At 65.5% G+C, this 21,168-nt stretch carries 21 protein-coding genes; 5 read left to right on the top strand and 16 right to left on the bottom strand.

All coding sequences use genetic code 11. The features are described 5' to 3' along the window. Nucleotides 1-11: 11 nt before the first annotated feature. On the bottom strand, nucleotides 12-470 hold the full coding sequence (locus FYJ92_RS18065) for an Lrp/AsnC family transcriptional regulator (RefSeq protein WP_185261925.1): 459 nt from the start codon (nucleotides 468-470) through the stop codon (nucleotides 12-14). A 325-nt stretch (nucleotides 471-795) separates the two neighbouring features. Between FYJ92_RS18065 and gluQRS the strand changes: the two genes are divergently transcribed. After that, complete coding sequence (gluQRS, locus tag FYJ92_RS18060) at nucleotides 796-1,680, top strand: tRNA glutamyl-Q(34) synthetase GluQRS (protein WP_185261924.1); 885 nt, start codon at nucleotides 796-798, stop codon at nucleotides 1,678-1,680. 43 nt (nucleotides 1,681-1,723) lie between these two features. Then, entirely contained in the window at nucleotides 1,724-2,335 is a 612-nt protein-coding gene (locus FYJ92_RS18055; protein WP_185261923.1) for a bifunctional (p)ppGpp synthetase/guanosine-3',5'-bis(diphosphate) 3'-pyrophosphohydrolase, read from the top strand. Nucleotides 2,336-2,404: 69 nt separating this feature from the next. Here FYJ92_RS18055 and FYJ92_RS18050 read toward each other — a convergent pair whose 3' ends face one another. The 6 genes from FYJ92_RS18050 to FYJ92_RS18025 form a co-directional block, all read right to left on the bottom strand. Then, a complete protein-coding gene (locus FYJ92_RS18050; RefSeq protein WP_185261922.1) occupies nucleotides 2,405-3,721 on the bottom strand; it encodes an ATP-binding protein in 1,317 nt (438 codons plus the stop codon). Between the two features lie 152 nt (nucleotides 3,722-3,873). Beyond that, nucleotides 3,874-5,445 (bottom strand): amino acid permease, encoded by a 1,572-nt coding sequence (locus tag FYJ92_RS18045; RefSeq protein WP_219729669.1) that lies wholly within the window; start codon nucleotides 5,443-5,445, stop codon nucleotides 3,874-3,876. 47 nt (nucleotides 5,446-5,492) lie between these two features. After that, the gene (locus tag FYJ92_RS18040; RefSeq protein WP_185261921.1) at nucleotides 5,493-6,929 is read right to left on the bottom strand and encodes an aspartate ammonia-lyase; all 1,437 of its coding nucleotides are present in this window, start codon (nucleotides 6,927-6,929) and stop codon (nucleotides 5,493-5,495) included. A gap of 8 nt (nucleotides 6,930-6,937) precedes the next feature. Next, nucleotides 6,938-7,996, bottom strand: a complete 1,059-nt coding sequence (locus tag FYJ92_RS18035; protein WP_185261920.1) for an asparaginase — start codon at nucleotides 7,994-7,996, stop codon at nucleotides 6,938-6,940. A 29-nt stretch (nucleotides 7,997-8,025) separates the two neighbouring features. Beyond that, a complete protein-coding gene (locus tag FYJ92_RS18030; RefSeq protein ID WP_185261919.1) occupies nucleotides 8,026-8,760 on the bottom strand; it encodes a FadR/GntR family transcriptional regulator in 735 nt (244 codons plus the stop codon). 164 nt (nucleotides 8,761-8,924) lie between these two features. Further along, nucleotides 8,925-10,466: a sodium:alanine symporter family protein gene (locus tag FYJ92_RS18025; protein WP_255482196.1), complete on the bottom strand. Its 1,542-nt coding sequence runs from the start codon at nucleotides 10,464-10,466 to the stop codon at nucleotides 8,925-8,927. 305 nt (nucleotides 10,467-10,771) lie between these two features. Here FYJ92_RS18025 and FYJ92_RS18020 point away from each other — a divergent pair, with 305 nt between their 5' ends. After that, entirely contained in the window at nucleotides 10,772-11,038 is a 267-nt protein-coding gene (locus tag FYJ92_RS18020; RefSeq protein ID WP_185261917.1) for a type II toxin-antitoxin system Y4mF family antitoxin, read from the top strand. After that, entirely contained in the window at nucleotides 11,035-12,279 is a 1,245-nt protein-coding gene (locus tag FYJ92_RS18015; RefSeq protein WP_185261916.1) for a type II toxin-antitoxin system HipA family toxin, read from the top strand. Before FYJ92_RS18020 ends, FYJ92_RS18015 begins: the two co-directional genes overlap by 4 nt. Nucleotides 12,280-12,311: 32 nt before the next feature. Here FYJ92_RS18015 and FYJ92_RS18010 read toward each other — a convergent pair whose 3' ends face one another. Continuing rightward, on the bottom strand, nucleotides 12,312-12,929 hold the full coding sequence (locus tag FYJ92_RS18010; RefSeq protein WP_185261915.1) for a uracil-DNA glycosylase: 618 nt from the start codon (nucleotides 12,927-12,929) through the stop codon (nucleotides 12,312-12,314). A 124-nt stretch (nucleotides 12,930-13,053) separates the two neighbouring features. On the opposite strand from FYJ92_RS18010, the gene FYJ92_RS18005 reads away from it, so the two are divergent. Continuing rightward, on the top strand, nucleotides 13,054-13,554 hold the full coding sequence (locus tag FYJ92_RS18005; protein ID WP_370526060.1) for a hypothetical protein: 501 nt from the start codon (nucleotides 13,054-13,056) through the stop codon (nucleotides 13,552-13,554). Here FYJ92_RS18005 and FYJ92_RS18000 read toward each other — a convergent pair. The 8 genes from FYJ92_RS18000 to FYJ92_RS17965 form a co-directional block, all read right to left on the bottom strand. After that, on the bottom strand, nucleotides 13,551-15,014 hold the full coding sequence (locus tag FYJ92_RS18000; protein ID WP_185261914.1) for an amidohydrolase: 1,464 nt from the start codon (nucleotides 15,012-15,014) through the stop codon (nucleotides 13,551-13,553). The genes FYJ92_RS18005 and FYJ92_RS18000 overlap by 4 nt on opposite strands. Nucleotides 15,015-15,048: 34 nt before the next feature. After that, nucleotides 15,049-15,435 carry an RNA-binding S4 domain-containing protein gene (locus FYJ92_RS17995; RefSeq protein WP_185261913.1) on the bottom strand — a complete coding sequence of 129 codons (387 nt, stop codon included), beginning with the start codon at nucleotides 15,433-15,435 and terminating at the stop codon, nucleotides 15,049-15,051. Between the two features lie 29 nt (nucleotides 15,436-15,464). Next, nucleotides 15,465-16,463, bottom strand: a complete 999-nt coding sequence (locus tag FYJ92_RS17990; protein ID WP_185261912.1) for a HAMP domain-containing sensor histidine kinase — start codon at nucleotides 16,461-16,463, stop codon at nucleotides 15,465-15,467. Continuing rightward, a complete protein-coding gene (locus FYJ92_RS17985; RefSeq protein WP_185261911.1) occupies nucleotides 16,456-17,130 on the bottom strand; it encodes a response regulator transcription factor in 675 nt (224 codons plus the stop codon). The genes FYJ92_RS17990 and FYJ92_RS17985 overlap by 8 nt, the downstream gene beginning before the upstream one ends. A 4-nt stretch (nucleotides 17,131-17,134) precedes the next feature. Beyond that, a complete protein-coding gene (locus FYJ92_RS17980; RefSeq protein ID WP_185261910.1) occupies nucleotides 17,135-17,866 on the bottom strand; it encodes a DedA family protein in 732 nt (243 codons plus the stop codon). A 10-nt stretch (nucleotides 17,867-17,876) separates the two neighbouring features. After that, nucleotides 17,877-18,653, bottom strand: a complete 777-nt coding sequence (locus FYJ92_RS17975) for a phosphatase PAP2 family protein (protein WP_185261909.1) — start codon at nucleotides 18,651-18,653, stop codon at nucleotides 17,877-17,879. Nucleotides 18,654-18,956: 303 nt separating this feature from the next. Next, nucleotides 18,957-19,961: an aldo/keto reductase family protein gene (locus FYJ92_RS17970; protein WP_185261908.1), complete on the bottom strand. Its 1,005-nt coding sequence runs from the start codon at nucleotides 19,959-19,961 to the stop codon at nucleotides 18,957-18,959. A 326-nt stretch (nucleotides 19,962-20,287) separates the two neighbouring features. Further along, a complete protein-coding gene (locus FYJ92_RS17965; protein WP_185261907.1) occupies nucleotides 20,288-21,052 on the bottom strand; it encodes a hypothetical protein in 765 nt (254 codons plus the stop codon). Nucleotides 21,053-21,168 lie beyond the last annotated feature (116 nt).

Raw genomic sequence — 21,168 nt, 5'->3', positions numbered from 1 at the left:
AATGACGGACTTCAGTCCTGCAGCAGCCCGGTGGTCCGGTACGGGATGACTTCGCGCAGGAACATGCTGGTGGAGGTGCGGACGATTCCGGGGCAGAGCCGGATCTCCTCGGACACGCGGTAGAGGTCGTCCGGGCTGGTGGCCACTACGCGGATCAGCAGGTCGGTGTCGCCGGCAGGGGCATGGCATTCCAGCACCTCGGGGATCATGCGGAGCGCCGCGATCGCTTCGTTGAGGTGGCTCTGGTCCAGTTCGGCGCTGACGGCCGCCGCCACACCGCGGCCCAAGGCGGAAGGGAGCACCCGGCTGCTGTTGGGACGAAGGGCGCCCGACGCCGACATCCGCTCCAGGCGCGACTGGACGGTGCCGCGCGCCAGGCCCAGTCGCTGGGCCAGCACCATGATGGGCACGCGTGGGTCCTCGTCCAGGGCATCGAGGATGTGCTTGTCCGTGGCGTCCAATTGCTGCAATCTGATCAGTTCCTGTCGGAGTGTGTGGCTGCTATTGGTCAGACTGACCAACGAAATGCATGCCGGTTGCCCCAACTGTATGGCGTCTGCTCAAATTATGGCAACAAGGGCTGAGGCTACCGCCGAATCCCGCAGGCTACAGGAACACCGGCACACCACCCGGCAACTGGACACCGCCTCCCGCAAGGAGGACGCCGCTGATTGACACTTGTTCACACCACGGTCATTCTGCACACACGGCAAGAGCCCCTGAGCCACCGACGTCGGATCCCCGAAGTCATCGGTAGCTGAGAGGCTCTTGTGCTGTCCGGACTAGGGTTGACACATGACCCCAGCCGGCCGCTTTGCCCCCAGCCCGTCCGGTGAACTCCACGTGGGGAACCTCCGCACCGCGATGCTCGCCTGGTTGTTTGCCCGGTCCACTGGCCGCGACTTCCTGCTGCGCGTCGAGGACCTTGACCGGGCGCGGGCGGGCGCGGAGGCAGTGCAGCTCCGCGATCTGGAGGCCGTGGGCGTGACGTGGGACGGCGCCGTCGTGCGCCAGGCGGACCGGGCTGCCATCTACGCCGAGGCGATCGGGCGGCTGACTGCTGCAGGGCTCACCTATGAATGCTTCTGCACGCGCCGTGAAATCCAGGAGGCGCCGTCAGCGCCGCACGCGCCGCAGGGCGCCTATCCGGGCACCTGCCGTGACCTCGATCCTGCTGAGCTGGACTTCAAGCGCTCCACGCGGCCGGCCGCCATCCGGCTTCGCGCCGGAACAACGGAATACTCCGTGCAGGATCTGCTGCATGGGGAGTTCACCGGCGTCGTGGATGATTTTGTCCTCCGCCGCAACGACGGTGTTACCGCCTACAACCTGGCTGTCGTGGTGGACGACGCCGCGCAGGGCATCGACCAGGTGGTGCGGGGCGATGACCTGTTGCCGTCCACGCCCAGGCAGGCGTATCTAGCGCTGCTGTTGAATATTCCTATTCCGGAATATGCGCACGTGCCGTTGGTGGTGAATTCCGACGGCGCCCGGCTGGCCAAGCGCGACGGCGCCGTGACGTTGGGCGACCTCTCCCGCGCGGGCGTTTCCGCCGCTGACGTGCGGAACCTCATCCTGCAGTCCCTGGGGCTTGCGGGCGGGACGCTGGAGCAAGCCCTCGCAACGTTCAGGCCGTCAGGGCTGCCACGGGAACCGTGGGTTTGGAGCGGCCCCCAGTAGGCCCGCGAACAGACACTCGCAGCCCGGCGCGTAGGCTTAAGCCATGTCGGAACCCGAATTCACTGAAGCCAAACTCCCTCAACCGGGATTCACTGTCGAGACCGCGAAGGTCCTGGCCGAGGTGGCCCACAACCGGCAGAAGGACAAGCTCAAGCGCCCTTACCGTGATCATGTGATAGCGGTAGGGGATGCCCTGGCAGATTTCGACGACGATATCCGGATCGCCGGTTACCTTCATGACATTGCCGAAGACACTCCCATCACGCGGCAGGCGCTGTTGGATATGGGCGTTTCCGAGCGGGCAGCGGACATCATCGAGCGGGTCACCAACCGGCTGCACGACAATCCCGATGATTATCAGGCCGGAATGCACTTCATCGCCGAGGACCACGACGCGGCCCTGGTGAAGATCGCGGACAACGCCCACAATTCCCTGCCCGAACGCGTCAGGGCTCTCGCCGCGAAGTGGCCGGACAAGCCGCCGGTCACCAAGTACCGGGATGCCCGTCCGGTGCTGTATGCCGCCGTCGACGTCGAGGAAGTCCGGAAGATCCTTGCGCGGGTTAATCCCTGGCTGCTGAAGGAGTTGGACGACAGGCTCGACGATGAAGACGACACGGATTACGAGAACCTGACGTACGACGACGCCCCCTAGCAACGCAGGGTCACTTACGGCCCATCCGGGGGCGAAACATGGGCCGTACCTGACCCCGCCTTGCCTAGCTTAGACCCGCCCCAGCGAGTCGATGTCCTCAAGGAACAGTTCCTGGACTTCCTGGCTCACAGTGGTCCGGGTATCGCCGATCGCGTCGAGGTAGTCCTGGGTGCAGGGCCCCTTCCGGACCGCCTCGCGGACTGAAACGTTACCGCCCGAAGCCGCCCCGCCGTCGTCGTACACTGCCTTTTCCAGCGCACGCTGGGAGGCGCTGCGGGCGGCATACTCAATGTCCGCGGGGGAGAAGCCCTCGGTCCGTTCCACCAGGAGCTCCACGTCCACATCGTCCACCACGGTGGCCGGGATGAAGCGCTGCCACATGGCTTCGCGGGCCTGGCGGTCCGGGAGGCCGATGGGGATGACGTAGTCGAACCGGCCGTGCCGCAGGAATGCGGTGTCCAGTGCGCGGATGAAATTGGTGGCGCACACCAGCAGGCGGCCGGGCTGTTCGCGGAACGCCGGGATGATCTTCAGGAGCTCGTTCGTGACGCCCTGCAGGGGAGACGGCGGTTCACCGGAACGCTGGGACGCGATCTCTTCCACCTCGTCGATGAACACCACACAGTGTTCCAGCTCCGCGATCTCGAGGAACGTTTCGCGCAGGGCCCCGGCGAGGCCCTTGGGGTCGGAGGCCAGCCGGGACGGGAAAACCTCCACGAACGGCCACTCGAGCCGGGACGCGATGGCCTTCGCAAACGTGGTCTTGCCGGTGCCGGGAGGGCCAAACAGCACCACGGCACGTGGCGGCACCACACCGTATTCATCGGCGAGGTCGGCCTCCGCGAGGGGCAGGACCAGCCGGCGCTCCAGGAGTTCCTTTTCCTTGCGCATGCCGGCCACGTTTTCCCACAGGTCCCGGGCCAGGATCCGGCCGCCCAGCTGGCCCAGCGCCCCCAGCTCCTGCCGCTGGACGGGAATGGTCCGCTCGAAATAGCGCAGGTTCTTCTTGAGCGCGAAACCGCGGCTGAGGAACGCCTCCACACGGGTTTCCGCTTCCGGCATCAGCGCGGAGAGTTTGTTAAGGCCGTGCGGCGCCATCCGGTTTTCGACGGCGGCGAGCAGCGAGGTGCCGATCCCGCGCCCGCGGTATTCCGGCAGTGTGGCCAGGAAGACGATCCAGCCCTGGTCATGCGCGGCGCGGCCGACGGCGGCGCCCACCACCTGATCACCCTGCACCGCCACCACCGCGTGGTCCTTCTCGCAGGATGCCAGCACCTCGGAGAGGGCGTAGACGGGTTCCACATTTGAGTCCTTGAGCGACTCCCAGAGGTGCAGGATCCCGTCCAGGTCTGCTGAATGGAAATCCCTGATGCGCCAGTTGGTCATGCCATGTCTCCCGGGTGGTTCGTCGTTGAGCCAGATTGAGCCAAGATAAGCTTGTCTGCTCGAGCATATGCGAACCACCGCGGCCAGGGGTTGCGGGGACGTTGCGTTACGCCCCCGCAACCCGCAACCCGCCCCGCGGACCCTGCGGGACCTCAGTCCCGGTCTGCCGGGGCGCCCGGTGACGGACGGTTGGCCACCCGCGGGAACGGGCCGGTGTAGCCGTCGCGGATGGCGGCGATCTCCAGGACGCGCTCCCGGCACAGGCGCCAGCCGAGCATCAGGGCAGGGATGACAATTACCAGGGAAGCGATGGTCCAGGTGCCGACGGGAGAGTCGAAGGCCATCAGGATCAGGACCGCCAGCAGGAATGCGAGCGTGACCCAGCCGGTGACCGGGGAACCGGGCATCCGGAAGGCCGGGCGGAGCAGTTCGCCGCGGGCTGCCAGCTGGGCCAGCTTCATCTGGCAGAGCACAATCATGGCCCAGCTGCTGATGATGCCGAGCGAGGCGATGTTCAGCACGATCTCGAACGCTTCGGCCGGAACCAGCGCGTTGAGGATCACGCCGAGGACAGCCACGGCGGCAGTCATGGCAATGCCGCCGTAAGGGACGCCGGCTTTGTTCATGAGACCGGCGAACTTCGGAGCGGAGCCTGACAAGGACATGGAGCGCATGATGCGGCCGGTGGAGTAGAGGCCGGCGTTGAGCGAGGACAAGGCTGCGGTGAGGACCACAAGGTTCATGATGGCGTCCACGCCGTCCACCCCGATGGAGCCGAAGAAGGTGACAAACGGACTTTCGCCGGCCTTGTAGGACGTGAAGGGCAGCAGGAGGGACAGCAGGATCAGGGATCCGACGTAGAACACCGCGATGCGGACGATGACCGTGTTGATGGCCTTCGGCATGATCTTTTCCGGGTTTTCGGTTTCGCCGGCGGCGGTGCCGATGAGCTCGATGGAGGCGTAGGCGAACACCACGCCCTGCATCACCACGACCGCGGGCAGCAGGCCGTTGGGGAACATGCCGCCGTTGTCGGCGATCAGGGTAAAACCGACCTCCTGGCCGTCCACCGGGGTGCCGAAGATAACGAAGTAGATGCCCACGACCAGGAAGGTCACCAGTGCCACCACCTTGATGAGCGCAAACCAGAACTCCATCTCACCGAAGACCTTGACGGAAACCAGGTTCAGGCCGAGAACCAGGACCAGGGCACCCAAAGCCCAGGTCCACTGCGGCACCTCCGCGATCGGCGCCCAGTACTTCTTGAAGAAGTTCATGTAGAGCGCGACGGCGGTAATGTCCACGATTGCCGTCATCGCCCAGTTGAGCCAGTAGAGCCAGCCGGTGACGAACGCGGCCTTCTCTCCGAAAAACTCCCGGGCGTAGGACACGAAGGAGCCGGAGGACGGGCGGTGCATCACGAGTTCCCCGAGCGCACGCAGGATCAGGAAGGCGAAGAAGCCGCAGACGGCGTAGCTGAGGATGAGGGCCGGTCCGGCGGCGGCCAGCCGCCCTCCGGCACCCATAAAGAGCCCGGTGCCGATAGCACCGCCGATTGCGATCATCTGGACCTGGCGGGGTTTCAGTCCTTTGTGGTAGCCCGCGTCCTCGATATGGAGTGCGGCCTCGGAGGCCTTGGCGTGCGCCGGAATGGTGTGGTCGCTGATGGCCGCTGGCTGGCTGCCGGCAGGTTTTTGGGCAGACGTTTGCTGGGACGGTGTCATGGGGGTCCTTTGGGTTCCTGTTCGGAGAGTGCGGGGTGAAGCAGGGGTTACTTGCTGAGGTTGGCCAGGCGTTGCGGGCTGAGGAGGTCCGTGAGCTGCTCGGCGGTGAGCAGCCCGTGTTCCAATACGAGCTCGGCAACGCCCTTGCCGGTGGCGAGTGCCTCCCGGGCGATTGCGGTGGCCGTGGCGTAGCCAAGGTGGGGGTTAAGCGCGGTGACCAGGCCGATTGACTGTTCCACGGTGAGCCGCAGGTGCTCGGTGTTTGCGGTGATGCCCCGGACGCAGCGTGCCGTGAGGGTGCGGCAGGCTGCCTCCAGGTGGGAGATGCTTTTGTGGAGGCTGTGGACAATGATGGGTTCGAAAGCGTTGAGCTGGAGCTGCCCGGCTTCGGCGGCCATAGTGATGGTGACGTCGTTGCCGATGACTTCGTAGGCCACCTGGCTGACCACTTCCGGGATCACCGGGTTGATCTTGCCGGGCATGATGGATGAGCCGGACTGGACGGCCGGCAGGTTGATCTCGCCAAAGCCGGCGCGCGGGCCGGAGGAGAGCAGGCGGAGGTCGTTGCAGATCTTCGAGAGCTTCACGGCCACGCGCTTGAGCACGCCGGACAGGTGCACAAAGGCGCCCACATCCTGGGTAGCTTCGATGAGGTCGACGGCGGTGACCAGCGGGAGCCCGGTGACCTCGGCCAGGTGCCGGCAGGCGGCCTCGGTGTAACCGGCAGGGGCGTTCAGTCCGGTGCCGATTGCTGTGGCGCCGAGGTTGATTTCGTGGATGAGCAGTTCCGCCTCGGCCAGGCGCAGCCGATCCTCGCCGATGGTGATGGCATAGGTGCCGAACTCCTGGCCCAGCGTCATGGGGACGGCGTCCTGCAGTTGCGTGCGGCCCATCTTCACCACGGTACGGAATTCGAGTGCCTTGGCGGCGAAAGCCTCTTCGAGTTCGGCCAGTGCGTCCAGCAGTTCCCGGCCGGCGAAGATGGTGCCCAGTTTCACGGCGGTGGGGTAGACGTCGTTGGTGGACTGGCTGAGGTTTACATGGTCGTTGGGGTGCAGGCGGGCGTAGTCGCCTTTGGGGTGGCCGAGGATTTCGAGGGCGCGGTTCGCGATGACCTCGTTCGTGTTCATGTTCGACGACGTCCCGGCACCGCCCTGGATGACGTCCACCACAAACTGGTCGCTGAGCCGGCCGTTCATCACGTCAGCGCACGCCTGCTCGATCGCCTGGCCGCGTTCGGCGTCCAGCAGTCCCAGTTCGCGGTTGGTGCGGGCGGCGGCAAGCTTCACGGCGGCAAGTCCCCGCACCAGGTGCATGTTGGAGGACAGCGGTTGTCCGGTGATGGGGAAGTTTTCCACGGCGCGGAGTGTGTGGACGCCCCAGTACGCGTCGAACGGGACGTCCCGGTCACCTAGGAGGTCGTGTTCGGACCGGCTTTCCGGGACGGTGCCCACGGTGCTCAGGCTGGTGGTTAGGTTGGTCATGGAGGTCCTCACATGGCTTCGTGGACGGGCGTGGACAGGAAGTCCGTGGGCTGCAGCAGGCCCACCTTGTGGCCGCCACCCAGGACAGGGGCAGTGCCGATGCCGGCGAGCGGTGCGGTGTCCACGCCGAGGGATTCAAGCACGTGGACGGTGGCCGGCATCCGGGCGCGGTCGCCGCCGTCGGAAATCTTCACGGCAACTGCGCGGCCATCCGGCAGGCCTACCAGCTGCACACCTTCAAAGCCGTCCTTCGCCACCGCCCCCGGGAGTAGGCGCATCAGCTCTGTGACGTCCCGGCGCTCGCCCGCCACCATGTCAGGGTGTTGCCGCATGGCGAGTCCGACGGCGGCTTCCGCAAGCAGCGGGGCGGTGCCGCTGTTTTCGGAGGTGCTGGCTGCGGCAGCCGCTGCGGCGGCCGCGATGGTGCCGAAAGCGCGGGCCATGCCGCGGAGGGTGAGCGCGAAAAGCGGCGTCCCACAGCCGTCCGTGCTGCGGGACAAGGGTGTCTCGCCGGTCAGTTCGGTGACGGTGGCAGCGATCAGCTGCTGCAGCGGGTGGGCCGGGTTGAGATAACCCTTGACCGGCCAGCCGTTGATGACGCACGTGGCGGCCATCGCAGCGTGCTTGCCGGAGCAGTTCTGGGTCAGGCGCGTGGCGAGGAATCCGTTGCGCAGCCAGTCCTCGCGCTCGCTGGCGCCATAGGGCAGGTCAGTGCTGTTCTCGAGGTCGCCTACGGCAAGCCCGTGCATGGCGAGAACCCGCTGGGTGCCGCCGCGGTGTTTGGCTCCGCCGGAGTGGCTCGCCGCGGTCAGGGCCAGGAGGTCGGCCGGGAGCTCCAGGCCCGCACGGACCATGGCCACCGCCTGCAGCGGCTTGAGCGCGGAGCGCGGGTAGAACGGGGCCAGGGGGTCGCCTGCCGCCGCCAGGATCGAGCCGTCAGGTGCGGTGGCGATGGCCGAGCCGTAGTGGACGCTTTCCACCAGTCCGTCACGGGTGGCCACCACCAGCGGGGCGTGTTGCGGGAGCTGTGCAGCAGTGTGGGCGTCAGAAAGCGCAGGGGAGAGCATGGGTTCCTTGGCGGGTTACTTGGGCGGAGCTACTTGTTCAGGATGGAATTGAGCGCGGCACCCACGGCGTGCAGGTGCTCTGCCATGGCTTGGCTGGCGCCGTCCGCGGAGCCTGCCTCGATGGCTGCCAGTATCTTTTCGTGTTCGGCATCTGAGGCGTGTTGCCGGTCGGCCACCATGTTGAGCGTTTCGGACTGGTGGGCCAAAGCTCCGCGGATCTCTCCGACGACGCTGGCGAACACCCTGTTGCCGCTGGCTCGAGCGATGAGGGCATGGAAACTGGAGTCCAGGGCAACCCAGGATTCAGGGTCCGTTTCCGTGCTCATGGCTGCGACGATGTGGCGGAGCGTCTCCAGTTCTTCACCGGTCCGGCGCTGGGCGGCGAGGCCGGCCGCGGGGACTTCGATATGGGGGCGCGCCTCGGTGAGGTCACGGGCGGAGTACTGTCCGAGCGTGAGGTCGCTGGCGACCTTGTCGGCCACCACGAAGGTGCCTTTGCCTGTCTTTGTCACGGTGAGCCCCAGGGCAGTACAGGACCGGAGGGCTTCCCGGATCACCGAACGGCTGACCCCGTACTGCTGCGCGAGGGACGCTTCGGAGCTAAGCTTCCCGCCCACGGCTGCATTGCCGGACTCGATGTCGGAGCGGATGGCGTTAAAGACCGCCTCGGCAGCGCTGAGCCGGGCGAGCGGCTGGGCTCCGGCGAGCGATGCGCTGGCCGGAGGTGCAGGCTGTCCTGCTGTCGGGCTGTCTGACAGGTTCACACTCATAATATGGCACGGGTCACACTGGGTGTCAATTCCTGCCGGGTCGGACAAAACGCGGCAGGCCCCGAAGCTCTGTAGGGAGTTTCGGGGCCCGCCGGGCATTCCGGTGTAGGTGCATTCAGTTCGTGCCCGCGCCTGAACTCAGCTGCCCGGCCGCGGATTCAGCCGCGGGGCGCTGAGGTGTCTTCGAGCTCCACCCCGAGCTTATGGAGGTTTCCGCTCTTGCGTTCCGCGAGGTATGCCTTCATCTCGCGCTTGATCACCGGCAGCAGCATGTATACGCCAAGCAGGTTGATGAACGCGCAGATGAACAGGGCGGCATCGGCGAAGTTCAGCACCTGGGTGAAGGTCAGTACAGTGCCAACGACGGTGAAGAACAGGAAGACGCACTTATAGATGACTTCTGAGGCCTTGCTGCGCCCGAAGAGGTACTCCCAGGCTTTCAACCCGTAGTAAGACCAGGTGATGAGCGTGGAAAACGCGAACAAGGACACTGCGACGGCCAGGACCAGCGGGAACCAGGGGAGGACCGTGGCGAACGCATCGGAGGTGAGGATGACGCCGTCGGGCGCGCCGTCCCCGGCCTGTACCTGATCAATGCCTGCCTGGAGGCTCGGTGCTCCGGCAATGACAATGGCCAGGGCGGTCATGGTGCAGATGATGACGGTGTCCACCAGGGGCTCGAACATCGCAACGAACCCTTCGCTCACAGGACGGCGCGTCTTGACGGTGGAGTGGGCGATCGCCGCCGATCCCAGGCCGGCTTCATTGGAGAATGCCGCGCGCTGGAAGCCGACGATCATGACACCCACCAGGCCGCCTGCCATTCCGGAGGGGTTGAAGGCGCCCGTTATGATGGCGCCGAAGGCCGCCGGAACCTGGCCCAAATTAACGAAGATGACGAACAGGCAGGCCAGTACGTAGATAAATGCCATGGCCGGAACCAGCTTGCTGGTAGTGGCCCCGATGGACTTCATGCCACCCAGGATCACCGCGGCAACGAGGGATGCGAGGATGACTCCGAAGATTAGGGCAGCTCCGGCACCCCCAAGGAAGCCTTCATCGCCACCGGTGACGTTTCGCATCTGGGCGAACGTCTGGTTGGCCTGGAACATGTTTCCGCCGGCGATGCCGAAGATCAGGATGGAGACCGCAAAAATTCCGGTGAGGATCTTCCCGGGAACGGTGCCAAACTTCTGGAAAGCGACGGGGAGGTATTTGAACGGGCCGCCCGTGACGGTGCCGTCTTCATGCACTTGGCGGTACTTGACGCCGAGGGTGCACTCCGCGAATTTCGTTGCCATGCCCAGCAGGCCGGCCAGGATCATCCAGAACGTAGCGCCGGGACCGCCGAGCGCCATGGCCGCACCCACTCCGGCAATGTTTCCGAGGCCCACGGTCCCGGAGAGTGCAGAGGTAAGAGCCTGGAAATGGGGCACCTCTCCGGGATCGTGCTTGGCCGAATAGCGGCCGCGGACCACTTCGTAGGAGACTTTCAGGCCGCGGAACTGGACGAGCCCTAAGTAGATGCTGATGATGATGCCGGCGGCGATTAGCCACGCCACCACGGCCGGAAAGCTGATCTCACCAATGGTGATCGGGAAGAAGACGATGGTGGAAAAAACCTCAGCCGCCGGGCGGAACACTGCATCTGTGGTTTCTTCAATGGAGGCCAGCCAGCCGGCCTCATCGGTAACGGTCATGGGCGCTGCTTGCATTAATTCAAGACTTCCTGGTTGGGGCTGGATTCTTGCCCGTTTCCCCTTGCGGCAGTTCTGCTGCCTAAGTCCCCGTGGGTTTGAGCAACAACTTGTGCGAACCAATCTATGTTAAGTACGTCACATTCCCGAATTCGGGCCCGCTCTCGAGCCTGCGCATAAGCTCCTCCCGCCCAACTCCCCGAACCGGGCGGTACGATCGTGCCGGTGGATGCCTGTTCAGGGAGGCGAAGACGAAGTAAGCTGCAGTTCCGGGAAGAGAACGGCACGATCGTACCTATAGGAGCGCCATGACTGAATCGATCACCGACCGATTGGCCAGGGAAGTCCGGGCCCGGCGCGCTGCTCTGGGCCTTTCCCAGCAGGACCTCTCGGCACTGGCCGGTGTCTCGGAACGCTTCGTCAGGTTTGTTGAGCAGGGCAAGCCAAGCATCCAGCTCAATTCCCTGCTGGCCGTACTGGACACGCTGGGCCTGGAGCTCCGGATTACCACCAGAACCGGTAAATCCGCCGGCGCGTTGGCAGGCCACGCCAGCGGCCAGGAAACACAACGATGACGCACCGTATCGCCGACATCTACAAGGCAGGCGCCCTGTCCGCGCGGCTTGAAAGGCACGACGGCGGCACCCGGTTCAGCTACCTTCCGGCCTACCTCGCATCCGGGGGACCCGCCGTCGCCAGTTCCCTGCCGCTCACCGGGGCACCCGTCGATTCAGCGGCGGGGGCGGCGCCCCCCTATTTCACCGGCCTCCTGCCGGAAGGCCGACGGCTCAACGCACTGCGGCGGTCCATCAAGACCAGCGCCGACGACGACCTGTCCCTGCTGATCGCCGCCGGCGGGAACCCGGTGGGCGACGTCCAGATCGTAGGCCACGGCGAGGTGCTGGATCCAGACGAGCACGCTGTCCAGCTGGATCCCAAACTGCCGGTTGACTTCGACAAGTTGCTCGGCGACCCGGACCTGATCGACCCCGTGGCGCTGGCCGGGGTGCAGGACAAGTTGTCTGCCGGCATGATCTCGCTCCCTGTGGCAAGCGCCGGCAGGCGGTTCATCCTTAAACTCAACGCCCCCGAATTCCCGCATGTAGTGGAGAACGAGCTGGTGATGTTCCGCTACGCGACCAGGCTGCGGATTCCGCTGAGCAGGGTCCGGCTGATCCGGGACATCGCGGGCAGGCCCGGGCTTCTGGTGGAACGATTCGACAGGGTGCCCGTCTCCGGTGGCGGCCCCGACGACGTCCGGCGGCTGGCGGTGGAGGACGGGGCCCAGGTCCTGAAGCTTTACCCGGCGGACAAGTACAACGTGGCTTATGCGCAGGTTTGCCATGCACTCGCCGACTACTGCTCGGCGCCTCTCCCGGCACTCCGGAACCTCGCCATCCAGGGGGCGTTTGCCTGGCTGAGCGGCAACGGGGACCTGCACGCCAAGAACGTTTCCATGGTCCAGCAGCCGCACGGGGAGTGGACCATCGCACCGGTCTACGACATTCCCTCCACGGTGGTCTACGGGGACAAGACCCTTGCGCTGACCCTGAACGGGAAGCGGAGCGGGATCTCCCGACGCCACTTTCTGGGCTGGGCCACGGACTTGGGACTCACAGACCGCACGGCTGCCCAGGTGCTGGAGCTCGCCTTGAAAGCGTCAGGGCCGTTGATCACCGATCTGGAGTCCGGCACAGCGTTCGCGAGGCTCGGTGGGCCGGAGTGGAACGACGGCGGCGGCCCACCGTTCCCTGACATGGTCACCAGGGCGTGGGTGAAGGAGCTCAAGCACCGCAGGCGCTTACTGGAAGGCTGAGGCACCGCGGTGACTGCCGCCGTCGTACGTGGCTAAAGGTGCTGGATGCCCGCCCGCTGCATGGCGTCCTTGTAGACGTCGACGCTCTTCGCGAGGAGATCATCCTGTTTTGCTTCGGATACAGCAAAGGCCCGCCCGCCGAGCGCGCTGGCCTTGTAGATCTTGATGCCGCTGTTCTTCAGGGAAGAATGGTAGGTCTTCTCGAAGAGGGTGAGGAACGTGGAGGCGTCCGTGCCGTGTGCGATGACTGCGGAGACCCGGCGGTTGATCTTGAGGAACTGCCGGAAGGGCCGCAGGCCGTCAGTCTTCTCCTGGACGTTCAGCGCCGACGGAAGCTCCGGATCCCGCACCCAGGGGTACGCATTCCACGGCATCACGTAACGCGGATCAAGCTCGGCAAGTTCGTAAATCTGGGTTGCCCGGCGGGCGGCTTCGTCGTCATTGAAATGGGAGACGAACCCCGATTCGGTGCCCTTGCCCGGACTGACGTGCAGGCTGACGATCCGGCATTCGTCCTCGTCATGCACGGGGTCGATGTAGGGGACGACGGACCCTGGCTTCTTTTCCATCAGTTCATCGCAGAGTTGCGTTACCGCCGCGATGTTTGGTTCCTGTAGCAGGGCCTTTTTTTCGTCCCAGTCAATCGTCACGATCTCTCCCTCAGCAGCACGGCGTCCAGAAACAGGCGTCTGAACCCACTCTACGCTTTTGGACGTATAGGTGCGCAGTGCAAGTTTGCCTTGGACCGGCGCCGGTCCGGGTAACGTCATCATGATGAACAGGAAAACGCTCAAGTCCGACGGCTTTGCCGGCTTCCGGGCCTTCGACAGCCTCGAGATCATAAGGATTCCGCAGGGCACCGGGGTGTTCGCCGTTCTTCGGCCGAATGAGTTCGAGCCGCACTTCCTCAAGATCAGCACCGCCGGGACCTTCAAGAAAAAGAATCCCACCCTGCCTGCGGCAGCCATTCTGGCGGAATGGGTGGACGGCGCGGACATTCTCTATGTTGGCAAAGCCGGGCCGGGAAGCAAAGGCAACCGCGGCCTCCGGAACCAGATCAAGGAGTTCCTGGATTTTGGGCGGGGCAGGCCGCCGGGCCATTGGGACGGCCGGCTCATCTGGCAACTGACCCACACGGATGAACTCATCATGGCGTGGAAAGAGGTGCCCGCCGAAGAAGTCAACCAAGCCGAGGCCGCGTATCACGCAGCTTTTGTTGCGGACCATGGCCGGCTGCCGTTCGCGAATCTCGTGCAGGCCAAGGTGCGGAACTAGGCCAGGCCGCCGTCGTGCGTGAAGCGGCCAGCCAAGAGTGTTGCCGCAACCGGCATGGCGGCGAATTCGGCGTCCGGCGAGGCCAGCGGATCGGCGTCGAGCACCACCAGGTCCGCCCGGTCCCCTACCCCGATCCGGCGACGGCCCCTTGCTGAAGCGGCAAGTGCTTGCCCCCGACTGATGCATTCCTGGGGATGCCACGGCCCGCGGCCGTCCTGCCGGGACCTGGTACTGGCCGCCGACATCGCAGCCCACGGATCCAATGGCGCAACCGGGGCGTCCGAACCCAGCGCCAGCGTGGCTCCGGCGTCGAGGAGCGATCTCAGCGGAAACGCCCGCCGGGTGCGGCCGCCCCAGTTGGACTCCGCGGCGTCGCGGTCATCCAGTGCATGCACCGGCTGCACGCTGGCCGTAACGCCCAGAGGCCCAAAACGGGCCAAATCCTCCGTCCGGACAAACTGCGCGTGTTCAATCCGGCCGCCGATCCCTGTGTGTTCGAAAGCATCCAGCGCCATCTGGTTGGCGCCATCCCCAATCGCATGGACCGCCGGGACAAAGCCGTATTCGTGTGCCCGCCGAAGCAGGGACACCAAGTCGTCAAAGCTGACAGTCAGCAGCCCGTGGCCGCCGTCGGGATACGGGTCCACGCAGAACGCCGTCCGGGTGTTCAGCGAACCGTCAATGAGCACCTTCAGCGGGCCGGCGCGCAGGCGCCCCAGGCCGCCGTCGAGCTCCATTCCTGTACGCATGCCGTCGTGGTGGGCTCGCTCCAGGTCCTCGGGGTAAACGCCGGCGTCCACCCTCAGGGCGTTGAATCCACCGGCGATGCGTCGCTGCCAGACGTCGCGGTTCCAGGTCATCTCGAAATCAACGATGCCCACGATGCCCCGGGCTGCAGCCGCTCGAGCGGCATCGCGGACCCAGCTGTCCACCACTGAGTCCGGGAGCGTGCCCAACTCACGGGTCAGCGCAAAGGCAGGTTCCTCCCGGAGCAGGCCGCCGGCGTCAACCCCTACCCCGTACCGCCGGGAGGCAGCGCTGTTCAGCCAGACACAATGGAGGTCGTGGCTGATCAGGGCGGTGGGCTGGTTGCCGGTGGCGGCGTCGAGCATTTCCAGAGTGGGGACGTCCGGCCACAAAGCGTCGCGGAAGCCCACCCCCACGGTGGTGACCGAAAGATCGGCGTCGTGAACATGAAGTCCGACGGCGGCCGCCGCTTCTTGCGCGGACGCGGCGGCGGAAAGGTCCGGTCTGTTTGAGTGAAGCGCCCACTGGGTCATGTGGACGTGTTCGTCCCAGAGCCCTGGAATGACGTAGCGCCCGTCCAGGCTGACCACGCGGGCGTCGCCCGGGATCCTGCCGCCGGCACTGATCCGGGATACGACACCATCAACGATGTGCAGGTCCGATACGGTATCCTCGCCGGGCTGTCGGACGGAGGCCAGGATGATGTTGTTCACAGTTCCAATTCTGATGGCTCGGCGGGCGAACAGCCTAAGTTGCGGAGCCCTTGAGCCGTTCCATCTCGCGGCGGTCCTTCTTGGTGGGACGCCCGGCACCGCGGTCCCGCTGCGGGAGGCCCAGCGCAGGTGCCACCGGCCGTGGCGGCGTGTGGTCGGTAAAACAATGCGACGCGGCCTCTGCCCCCACGCGTTTGGCGATCAGGCGGCGGACTTCGAGGGTGCGTTCGAAGCCGGACATCCGCACCGTGACGGTGTCTCCCGTGACCAGGGTGGCCGAGGCTTTGGCCGGGCTTCCGTTCAGCCGCACGTGCCCGGCCCGGCACGAAGCGGTGGCGGAAGAGCGTGTCTTGTAGGCGCGGATGGCCCACAGCCACGCATCAATGCGGACGCTGGCGGGGGAGGACGGAAGGATGGTCATGGCTGGCACCGAGTATACGGCGTCGCGGGTCAGTCGCTGGTCAGCGGAAGGTTGATTTTCATGGTGGTTCCCTGGGGGCCCGTGCCGGCGATCTCAACGGTCCCACCTGCACGGGTCACCACATCGCGTACCAGGGCCAGTCCGATGCCGAAACTCCTGTGCCCAGGGGCCCGGTCCAGGCGGGGCGTCCGCACAAACCGTTCAAAGATTCTGTCCCGCTCGACGCCGGTGATCCCGTTCCCGGTATCGGTCACGGTGATCACGGCGCTGCGTGGGGTCCGTGCCGTAGCAAGGACGATCGTCCCTCCCGGCGGCGTATGTGCGAGGGCGTTATCCACCAGGGCAAGGATGGCCCGGCGGAGGCTGTTCGGATCGATTCGGGCCAGCGTCCGGCCCCCGCTGGTGACTTTCAGGCCGACGCCCGCTTCGTGGACGATTTGGCGGAGGCTATCGGCAACCGATGCCGTAACCTCGGCGACGTCCACGGGTTCTGTGAGACTCTCGGCCGCGCTGCCCGTTGCGGCCAGGAGCAACTCGTTGACGATCGCTGTCAACGTTGAGGTGTCGTCCCGGATTCGTGCCAAGGCCTGGCCCGGTTTCGAATCAGGTGGCGCATCACGCTGTGCAAGCTGGATGCGTGCGTCCAGTATTGCCAATGGCGTGCGCAGTTCGTGGCTCGCGTCCTGCACGAACCGGCGCTGCAGGGCCATTGCCTCGCCTAAGGGGCGGATGGCGCTGCGGGCACTGAGCCAGCCGATCACGCCGGCAAGGACGATGCCCGCTGCCCCGACGATGACAAGGGCCTTGAGGAGGTCTTTGTAGTCGAGGTAAGCGTATTCCGCCGCAGGGTTCGGGTTGCCGGCCACCTCCGGGTGGGAGAGCTGATTCATCAAGTACACAGCGGCGCCCGCAAGGAGGCAGAGGACCATCACCGCACAGGCCAGAGTGATCCGCACCGCGATCCTGAGCGACGCCTTGCGCAGAGTGGCCCGGTCCGGATCCGCGGCAACCGCAGTATTCTCATTCATGGCCGTCCCCGATCTGGTACCCCACGCCGTGGACCGTGCGGATCACGTTCTTTGAAATCTTGCGTCGAAGGTGGTGGACGTATGTATCGATAACGCTTGGCTGGTCGCTGGGAGGGAAAACGGCCCGGATGAGGTCGTCGCGGCTGAACACCCGGTCCGGCTCCGTAGCCAGGGCGGCCAGCAGGTCACACTCCTTCGCGGTCAGCGTTACCAGCGGTCCGTAGACAGATCGGACTGAGCGGGCGACGGCGTCCAGTTCCCAGTCGCCGATACCAACCGTTTGCGGCGCAGGGGTGTAGGTCCGGGTCAGGGCACGCAGGCGTGCGGCAAGCTCCCCGGCGTCGAAGGGTTTGGTCATGTAGTCGTTGGCGCCGGCGTCGAGGCCGCGGACTTTCTCATCCGTTCCCCCGAGTGCAGTAAGGATCAGGACCGGCGTCGAAATTCCCTTGTCCCGCAGCGCGGCAATGAGGGCAATGCCATCGAGGTCCGGCAGGCCGCGGTCGATCACCAGCACGTCCCAGGGTTCTCCGAGGCCTACGCTCAGGCCGCATTTCCCGTTGGTAACCAGCCTGATCCGGTAGTCGCCTTCCAGTAGCTCGGCGATAAGCGGCCCCAGGACCGGATCATCCTCGACCAGGAGCACGGACGGCCGGGCATCTGTTGTCATGGGGCTATTCTTCCGTGGCCAGCTCTTTCACGGGGTCTTCGCCCGCGCGTTCGCTGTCGGCGCTTTCGCCCGCGCGTTCGCTGTCGGCGCTTCCCCGGTTCCGTCGGCGCTTGAGGAACTCGATGCCCCACGGGATGACCGAGACCAGGACCATGGCGACGGCGATGAGGTCGATGTTGTTGGCGATGATGTCAAAGTGCCCCAGCCAAGACCCCAGCAGGATCACGGACAAAGACCAGGCCACGGCGCCCAGGATGTTCCATAGCGTGAATTTCCGGTAGGTGTAGTGCGCGATGCCGGCGGCAAGCGGGGCGTAGGTCCTGATGATCGGCACAAACCGGGCCAGCACCACCGCGGAGCCGCCATGGCGACGGAAGAACTCCTCCGTTTGAGCCAGGTGCGAGGACTTGAAGATCCGGGCGTCGTCCTTGAACCACCGGCGCCCAAACTTCCGGCCAAGCGTGTACCCCACCTGGTCCCCGGCCACCGAGGCTGCTGCGACGACGCCGATCAGCACAGGAAGCGACACGTTCAGCTGCTGGTGGAGGAGGCCGGCCGTGAACAGCAGCGAGTCTCCAGGCAGGAACGGGAACAGGACGCCGGATTCGATGAAGACCATCCCGGCGATGACGGCCAGCGCGGCCGGTCCGAGGCCGTGGAGCAGTCCCGCAGGATCGAGCGGTGAGGAAGCCGCGGCCGAACCCGCAACTGTGGCCAGTGCATGAAATGTCTGCATGACGCCTTTCTTAGGTCAGGAACCGCCGGGCTGCTGCGTTGCCTTGCAGCCGCCGCCAGGCGATGGGTGCGAGCCTGTTCCACAGCCCCGCCGTAAGGATCACGGCCATGCTGCCGGCAAGCAGCGAACCCAAGACATCGGAGGGGTAGTGGACGCCGATGTACAGCCTGGACCACGCCACAACCACGGTCACCACAACACCACCAACGGCCGCGAATTTTGACCAGCGCGTCCCCCTGGCCAGGAAATACACTGCAAAGGCAAGAGTCACGGCAAAAGTAACGTGGCCGCTGGGGAAACTGCCGGAACCGATTTCCGGGGCCAACGGGTCGAACAGCAGGGTGGGATCGGGACGTTGCCTCTTGATCAGAAGCTTGAAAAGTTCGCTCGCCACCCACCCCGAGGACGCCATCAGACTGAACGCGACTGCGTTCACGGGCGCCCGGCGGGCAACCAACAGGAACAACGCGACGGCGCCGATCGCCAGCACCCCGGCTGCGGGACCGAAGAGCAGGTTCAGGGCCATGGCCACACCGGTGAGCAGGGCCACGTGGTGCCGGCTGATGTCCTGATCTACGCCCAGTTCGCCGGTGCTGGCACCGGTAATGAGCTGCACCGTCAGGCCAAGTGCGACGACGGCGGTGGCCAGGAGCAGCGCCGTCGCCAGCCAATGCGGTGCTTGGGGCAGCGCCAGGAGCTGGGTTTGGCGCTCCCGCAGACTGTCGTTTCCGTGATCCGCTGAAGGAGGACCCGCTGCTAACGCTCGGGTATGGACGGCGTCTGGCATCAAGGACTCCCGTTAGGCATCTGCAGGTGGCCAGTTAGCCGCCCACAGACAACTCTGCCCCGCCTCCTTTAAGGAATCCTTAAGAACCCAGGACAGTGGATGACTTCCGTGCAGCGTGGCGTCGCCGGCTTCGATCGCGGTGAGGACGTCGTAGTGCCGGTGCGCGCAAGAGGGCCTGCGGAGCCGCAGCTACCGAGGTTACCGCAGCTCACCCCGCCCAGCCCGGAGTTTTTGTCCAGATAATGGGGCCGTTCGTGTGTTTTCCGGCCATTATCTGGACAAAAACTCCAGGGGAGGGAGTTCCTAGGCTTCGCGGGCGGCGGGGGACTTGGTGTGCGCCGGATCGCGTTCGGCGAGTGAGCCGATGACGTCGTCGATCTTCTTCATCGTCTCCGGCTCTAGGACCACACCCGCGGCGGCAACGCTGTCAGCGATCTGCTCAGGGCGGGAAGCGCCCACTATGGCCGAGGCAACGTTCGGGTTCTGCAGCACCCAGGCCACCGCGAGCTGGGGCATGGAGAGCCCGGCTTCGGCGGCGATCGGCTTGAGGTCCTGGACGCCGGCCAGGACGTCGTCACGCATCCAGCGCTCGATCATCCTGGCGCCGCCCTTGTCATCCGTGGCACGGCTGCCCGCCGGTGCAGGCTGGCCGGGCAGGTATTTGCCGCTCAGCACGCCCTGCCCCATCGGGGACCAGACAATCTGGGAGACACCCAACTCTTCGGATGCCGGCACCACCTCCGCCTCGATGACGCGCCACAGCATGTTGTACTGCGGCTGGTTGGAGATCAGCTGGAAGCCCAGTTCCTTGGACAGTGCGTGGCCGGCGCGGAGCTGCTCCGCCGTCCACTCGCTGACGCCGATGTACAACGCTTTGCCCTGCCGCACGATGTCCGCGAACGCCTGCATGGTCTCTTCCAGCGGCGTCTCGAAGTCGTATCGGTGGGCCTGGTAGAGGTCCACGTAGTCCGTCTGCAGCCTGCTGAGCGAGCCGTTGATGGACTCCATGATGTGCTTACGGGACAGGCCCAGATCATTTTTGCCCTTGGGCCCGGTGGGGCCGAAGACCTTCGTGAAGATCTCCAGGGACTCCCGGCGCTCGCCCTTCAGCGCCTCGCCGAGGACGGTTTCCGCGGCGGTGTTGGCGTAGACGTCCGCGGTGTCGAAGGTGCTGATGCCGGCGTCGAGCGCGGCCCGCACGCACTGGGTGGCGACATCATTCTCCACCTGTGAGCCGTGCGTCAGCCAGTTGCCGAACGTGATTTCCGAGACTTTGAAGCCGCTGTTTCCGAGGTATCTGAATTCCATGGTTTCCACGTTAGCCGAGATAGTTGCTCAGGGTAAGGGCTTTCCGGAATGTCCGACGCCGGTTCGGCGGCCCCCGCGCTCCGCGGCGGCGGAGTTCCGCGTACTCGAGAGACGGCACTCCACGAACTGCGTGGGTGAGGTGCCGCAGTTGAGGCGCATCCCGGTTCCTCACGATCGATTTCCCGCGAGGATTGTTGTGGATCGACACGACCTACACAAATTCGGTGCAGCGCCGCAGGAAAGCGCCACGGTGCTTCGCTTTTAGTAGCAGGGGGTAACGCGGGCCGGAGCAGTGACGGTTTGTGACGCCCGGACGCCGCGCGGTCCTAGCGTCGGTCGGCAGGCAGTTTGGCCTTGAAGACCTTCGCGTGGCCGGACAGCGACACCAGCGATCCGGTATCCAGCAGGGACAGCGGTGCGGGGACGCGCGGCTTCGTGAACGAGCGGGCGGCCCCAATGACGGCGGCCTCACGGGTGAGGTTGTCGCGGTTGGCGTTGTCGGGTCCAGGGTTGTCCTGATGCAGCGCCGACTCCACCAGCGGAGCCACCGCCTCTACCTTCGCTGCGGGAACGGAGGGGCCGGGAAGATCACGCACCGAGATCTTGATTTCGGGGACGGCCGCACGGGCGCGCGCCATGGCCCGGGCATCCGCCTCGGCCACCGCCGCGGCCCAGTCCTCGGCAAGAACCGGCGGCTCCTTGCGGGCCGCGGTAAGCATCGGGTGGTGCACCACCGCATGGTGGAAGCGGGGCCGGAATTCGGAGGGTTTCAGCAAATTGCGCCCGTCCCGAAGGGCCTTGCGCCACTCGCGCGGTGTGCTCACTACGGCCACGGCAGCGCCGCCGTCGTGCGTTGCAAGAGGGGCGTCCGACGGCGGCCCGGGCTCGCCGGTCAGCCGGATCAGGGGGAGGGTTTCGTTGTTCGGGAGCCTCCCGAAAAAGGCCATCGCGGTCAGGACAAACAGCCGCCCGACGCCGGCAAGCAGCAAGGTGATGACAGCCAGCAGGAACAGGCCCAGGAACATCAGGAACGCCAGGCCGAGCGTGCCGAAAAAAGTCAGGTTGAGAGCGATCGTCGTTGAATCTCCCATGTCATCTCTCCTCTCTGCCGGCGGCGGAGTCCGTCCCGGCACTCATCACCACGGGCAACAGCCCCCTACCACCTTACGGACTATTTTTCCGTCCGGCGGGCTCCGGGCGGGGTTCG

The organism is Pseudarthrobacter sp. NBSH8 (assembly GCF_014217545.1).
In the GTDB taxonomy this organism is placed as follows: Bacteria; Actinomycetota; Actinomycetes; order Actinomycetales; family Micrococcaceae; genus Arthrobacter.
Note: the sequence above shows the minus strand (reverse complement) of the source record. Positions and strands in the feature narration are given on the sequence as shown.

Excerpts from the sequence above, each read along its gene's own strand:
- FYJ92_RS17985 (WP_185261911.1), bottom strand. The coding sequence starts at position 17,130 with ATGACAACAGATGCCCGGCCGTCCGTGCTCCTGGTCGAGGATGATCCG.
- FYJ92_RS17965 (WP_185261907.1), bottom strand. The coding sequence starts at position 21,052 with ATGGGAGATTCAACGACGATCGCTCTCAACCTGACTTTTTTCGGCACG.
- FYJ92_RS18035 (WP_185261920.1), bottom strand. The coding sequence starts at position 7,996 with ATGCTCTCCCCTGCGCTTTCTGACGCCCACACTGCTGCACAGCTCCCG.
- FYJ92_RS18005 (WP_370526060.1), top strand. The coding sequence starts at position 13,054 with ATGAACAGGAAAACGCTCAAGTCCGACGGCTTTGCCGGCTTCCGGGCC.
- FYJ92_RS18025 (WP_255482196.1), bottom strand. The coding sequence starts at position 10,466 with ATGACCGTTACCGATGAGGCCGGCTGGCTGGCCTCCATTGAAGAAACC.
- FYJ92_RS18020 (WP_185261917.1), top strand. The coding sequence starts at position 10,772 with ATGACTGAATCGATCACCGACCGATTGGCCAGGGAAGTCCGGGCCCGG.
- FYJ92_RS18015 (WP_185261916.1), top strand. The coding sequence starts at position 11,035 with ATGACGCACCGTATCGCCGACATCTACAAGGCAGGCGCCCTGTCCGCG.
- FYJ92_RS18055 (WP_185261923.1), top strand. The coding sequence starts at position 1,724 with ATGTCGGAACCCGAATTCACTGAAGCCAAACTCCCTCAACCGGGATTC.
- FYJ92_RS18050 (WP_185261922.1), bottom strand. The coding sequence starts at position 3,721 with ATGACCAACTGGCGCATCAGGGATTTCCATTCAGCAGACCTGGACGGG.
- FYJ92_RS17975 (WP_185261909.1), bottom strand. The coding sequence starts at position 18,653 with ATGCCAGACGCCGTCCATACCCGAGCGTTAGCAGCGGGTCCTCCTTCA.
- FYJ92_RS17995 (WP_185261913.1), bottom strand. The coding sequence starts at position 15,435 with ATGACCATCCTTCCGTCCTCCCCCGCCAGCGTCCGCATTGATGCGTGG.
- FYJ92_RS17980 (WP_185261910.1), bottom strand. The coding sequence starts at position 17,866 with ATGCAGACATTTCATGCACTGGCCACAGTTGCGGGTTCGGCCGCGGCT.
- FYJ92_RS17990 (WP_185261912.1), bottom strand. The coding sequence starts at position 16,463 with ATGAATGAGAATACTGCGGTTGCCGCGGATCCGGACCGGGCCACTCTG.
- FYJ92_RS18045 (WP_219729669.1), bottom strand. The coding sequence starts at position 5,445 with ATGACACCGTCCCAGCAAACGTCTGCCCAAAAACCTGCCGGCAGCCAG.
- FYJ92_RS17970 (WP_185261908.1), bottom strand. The coding sequence starts at position 19,961 with ATGGAATTCAGATACCTCGGAAACAGCGGCTTCAAAGTCTCGGAAATC.
- FYJ92_RS18040 (WP_185261921.1), bottom strand. The coding sequence starts at position 6,929 with ATGACCAACCTAACCACCAGCCTGAGCACCGTGGGCACCGTCCCGGAA.
- gluQRS (WP_185261924.1), top strand. The coding sequence starts at position 796 with ATGACCCCAGCCGGCCGCTTTGCCCCCAGCCCGTCCGGTGAACTCCAC.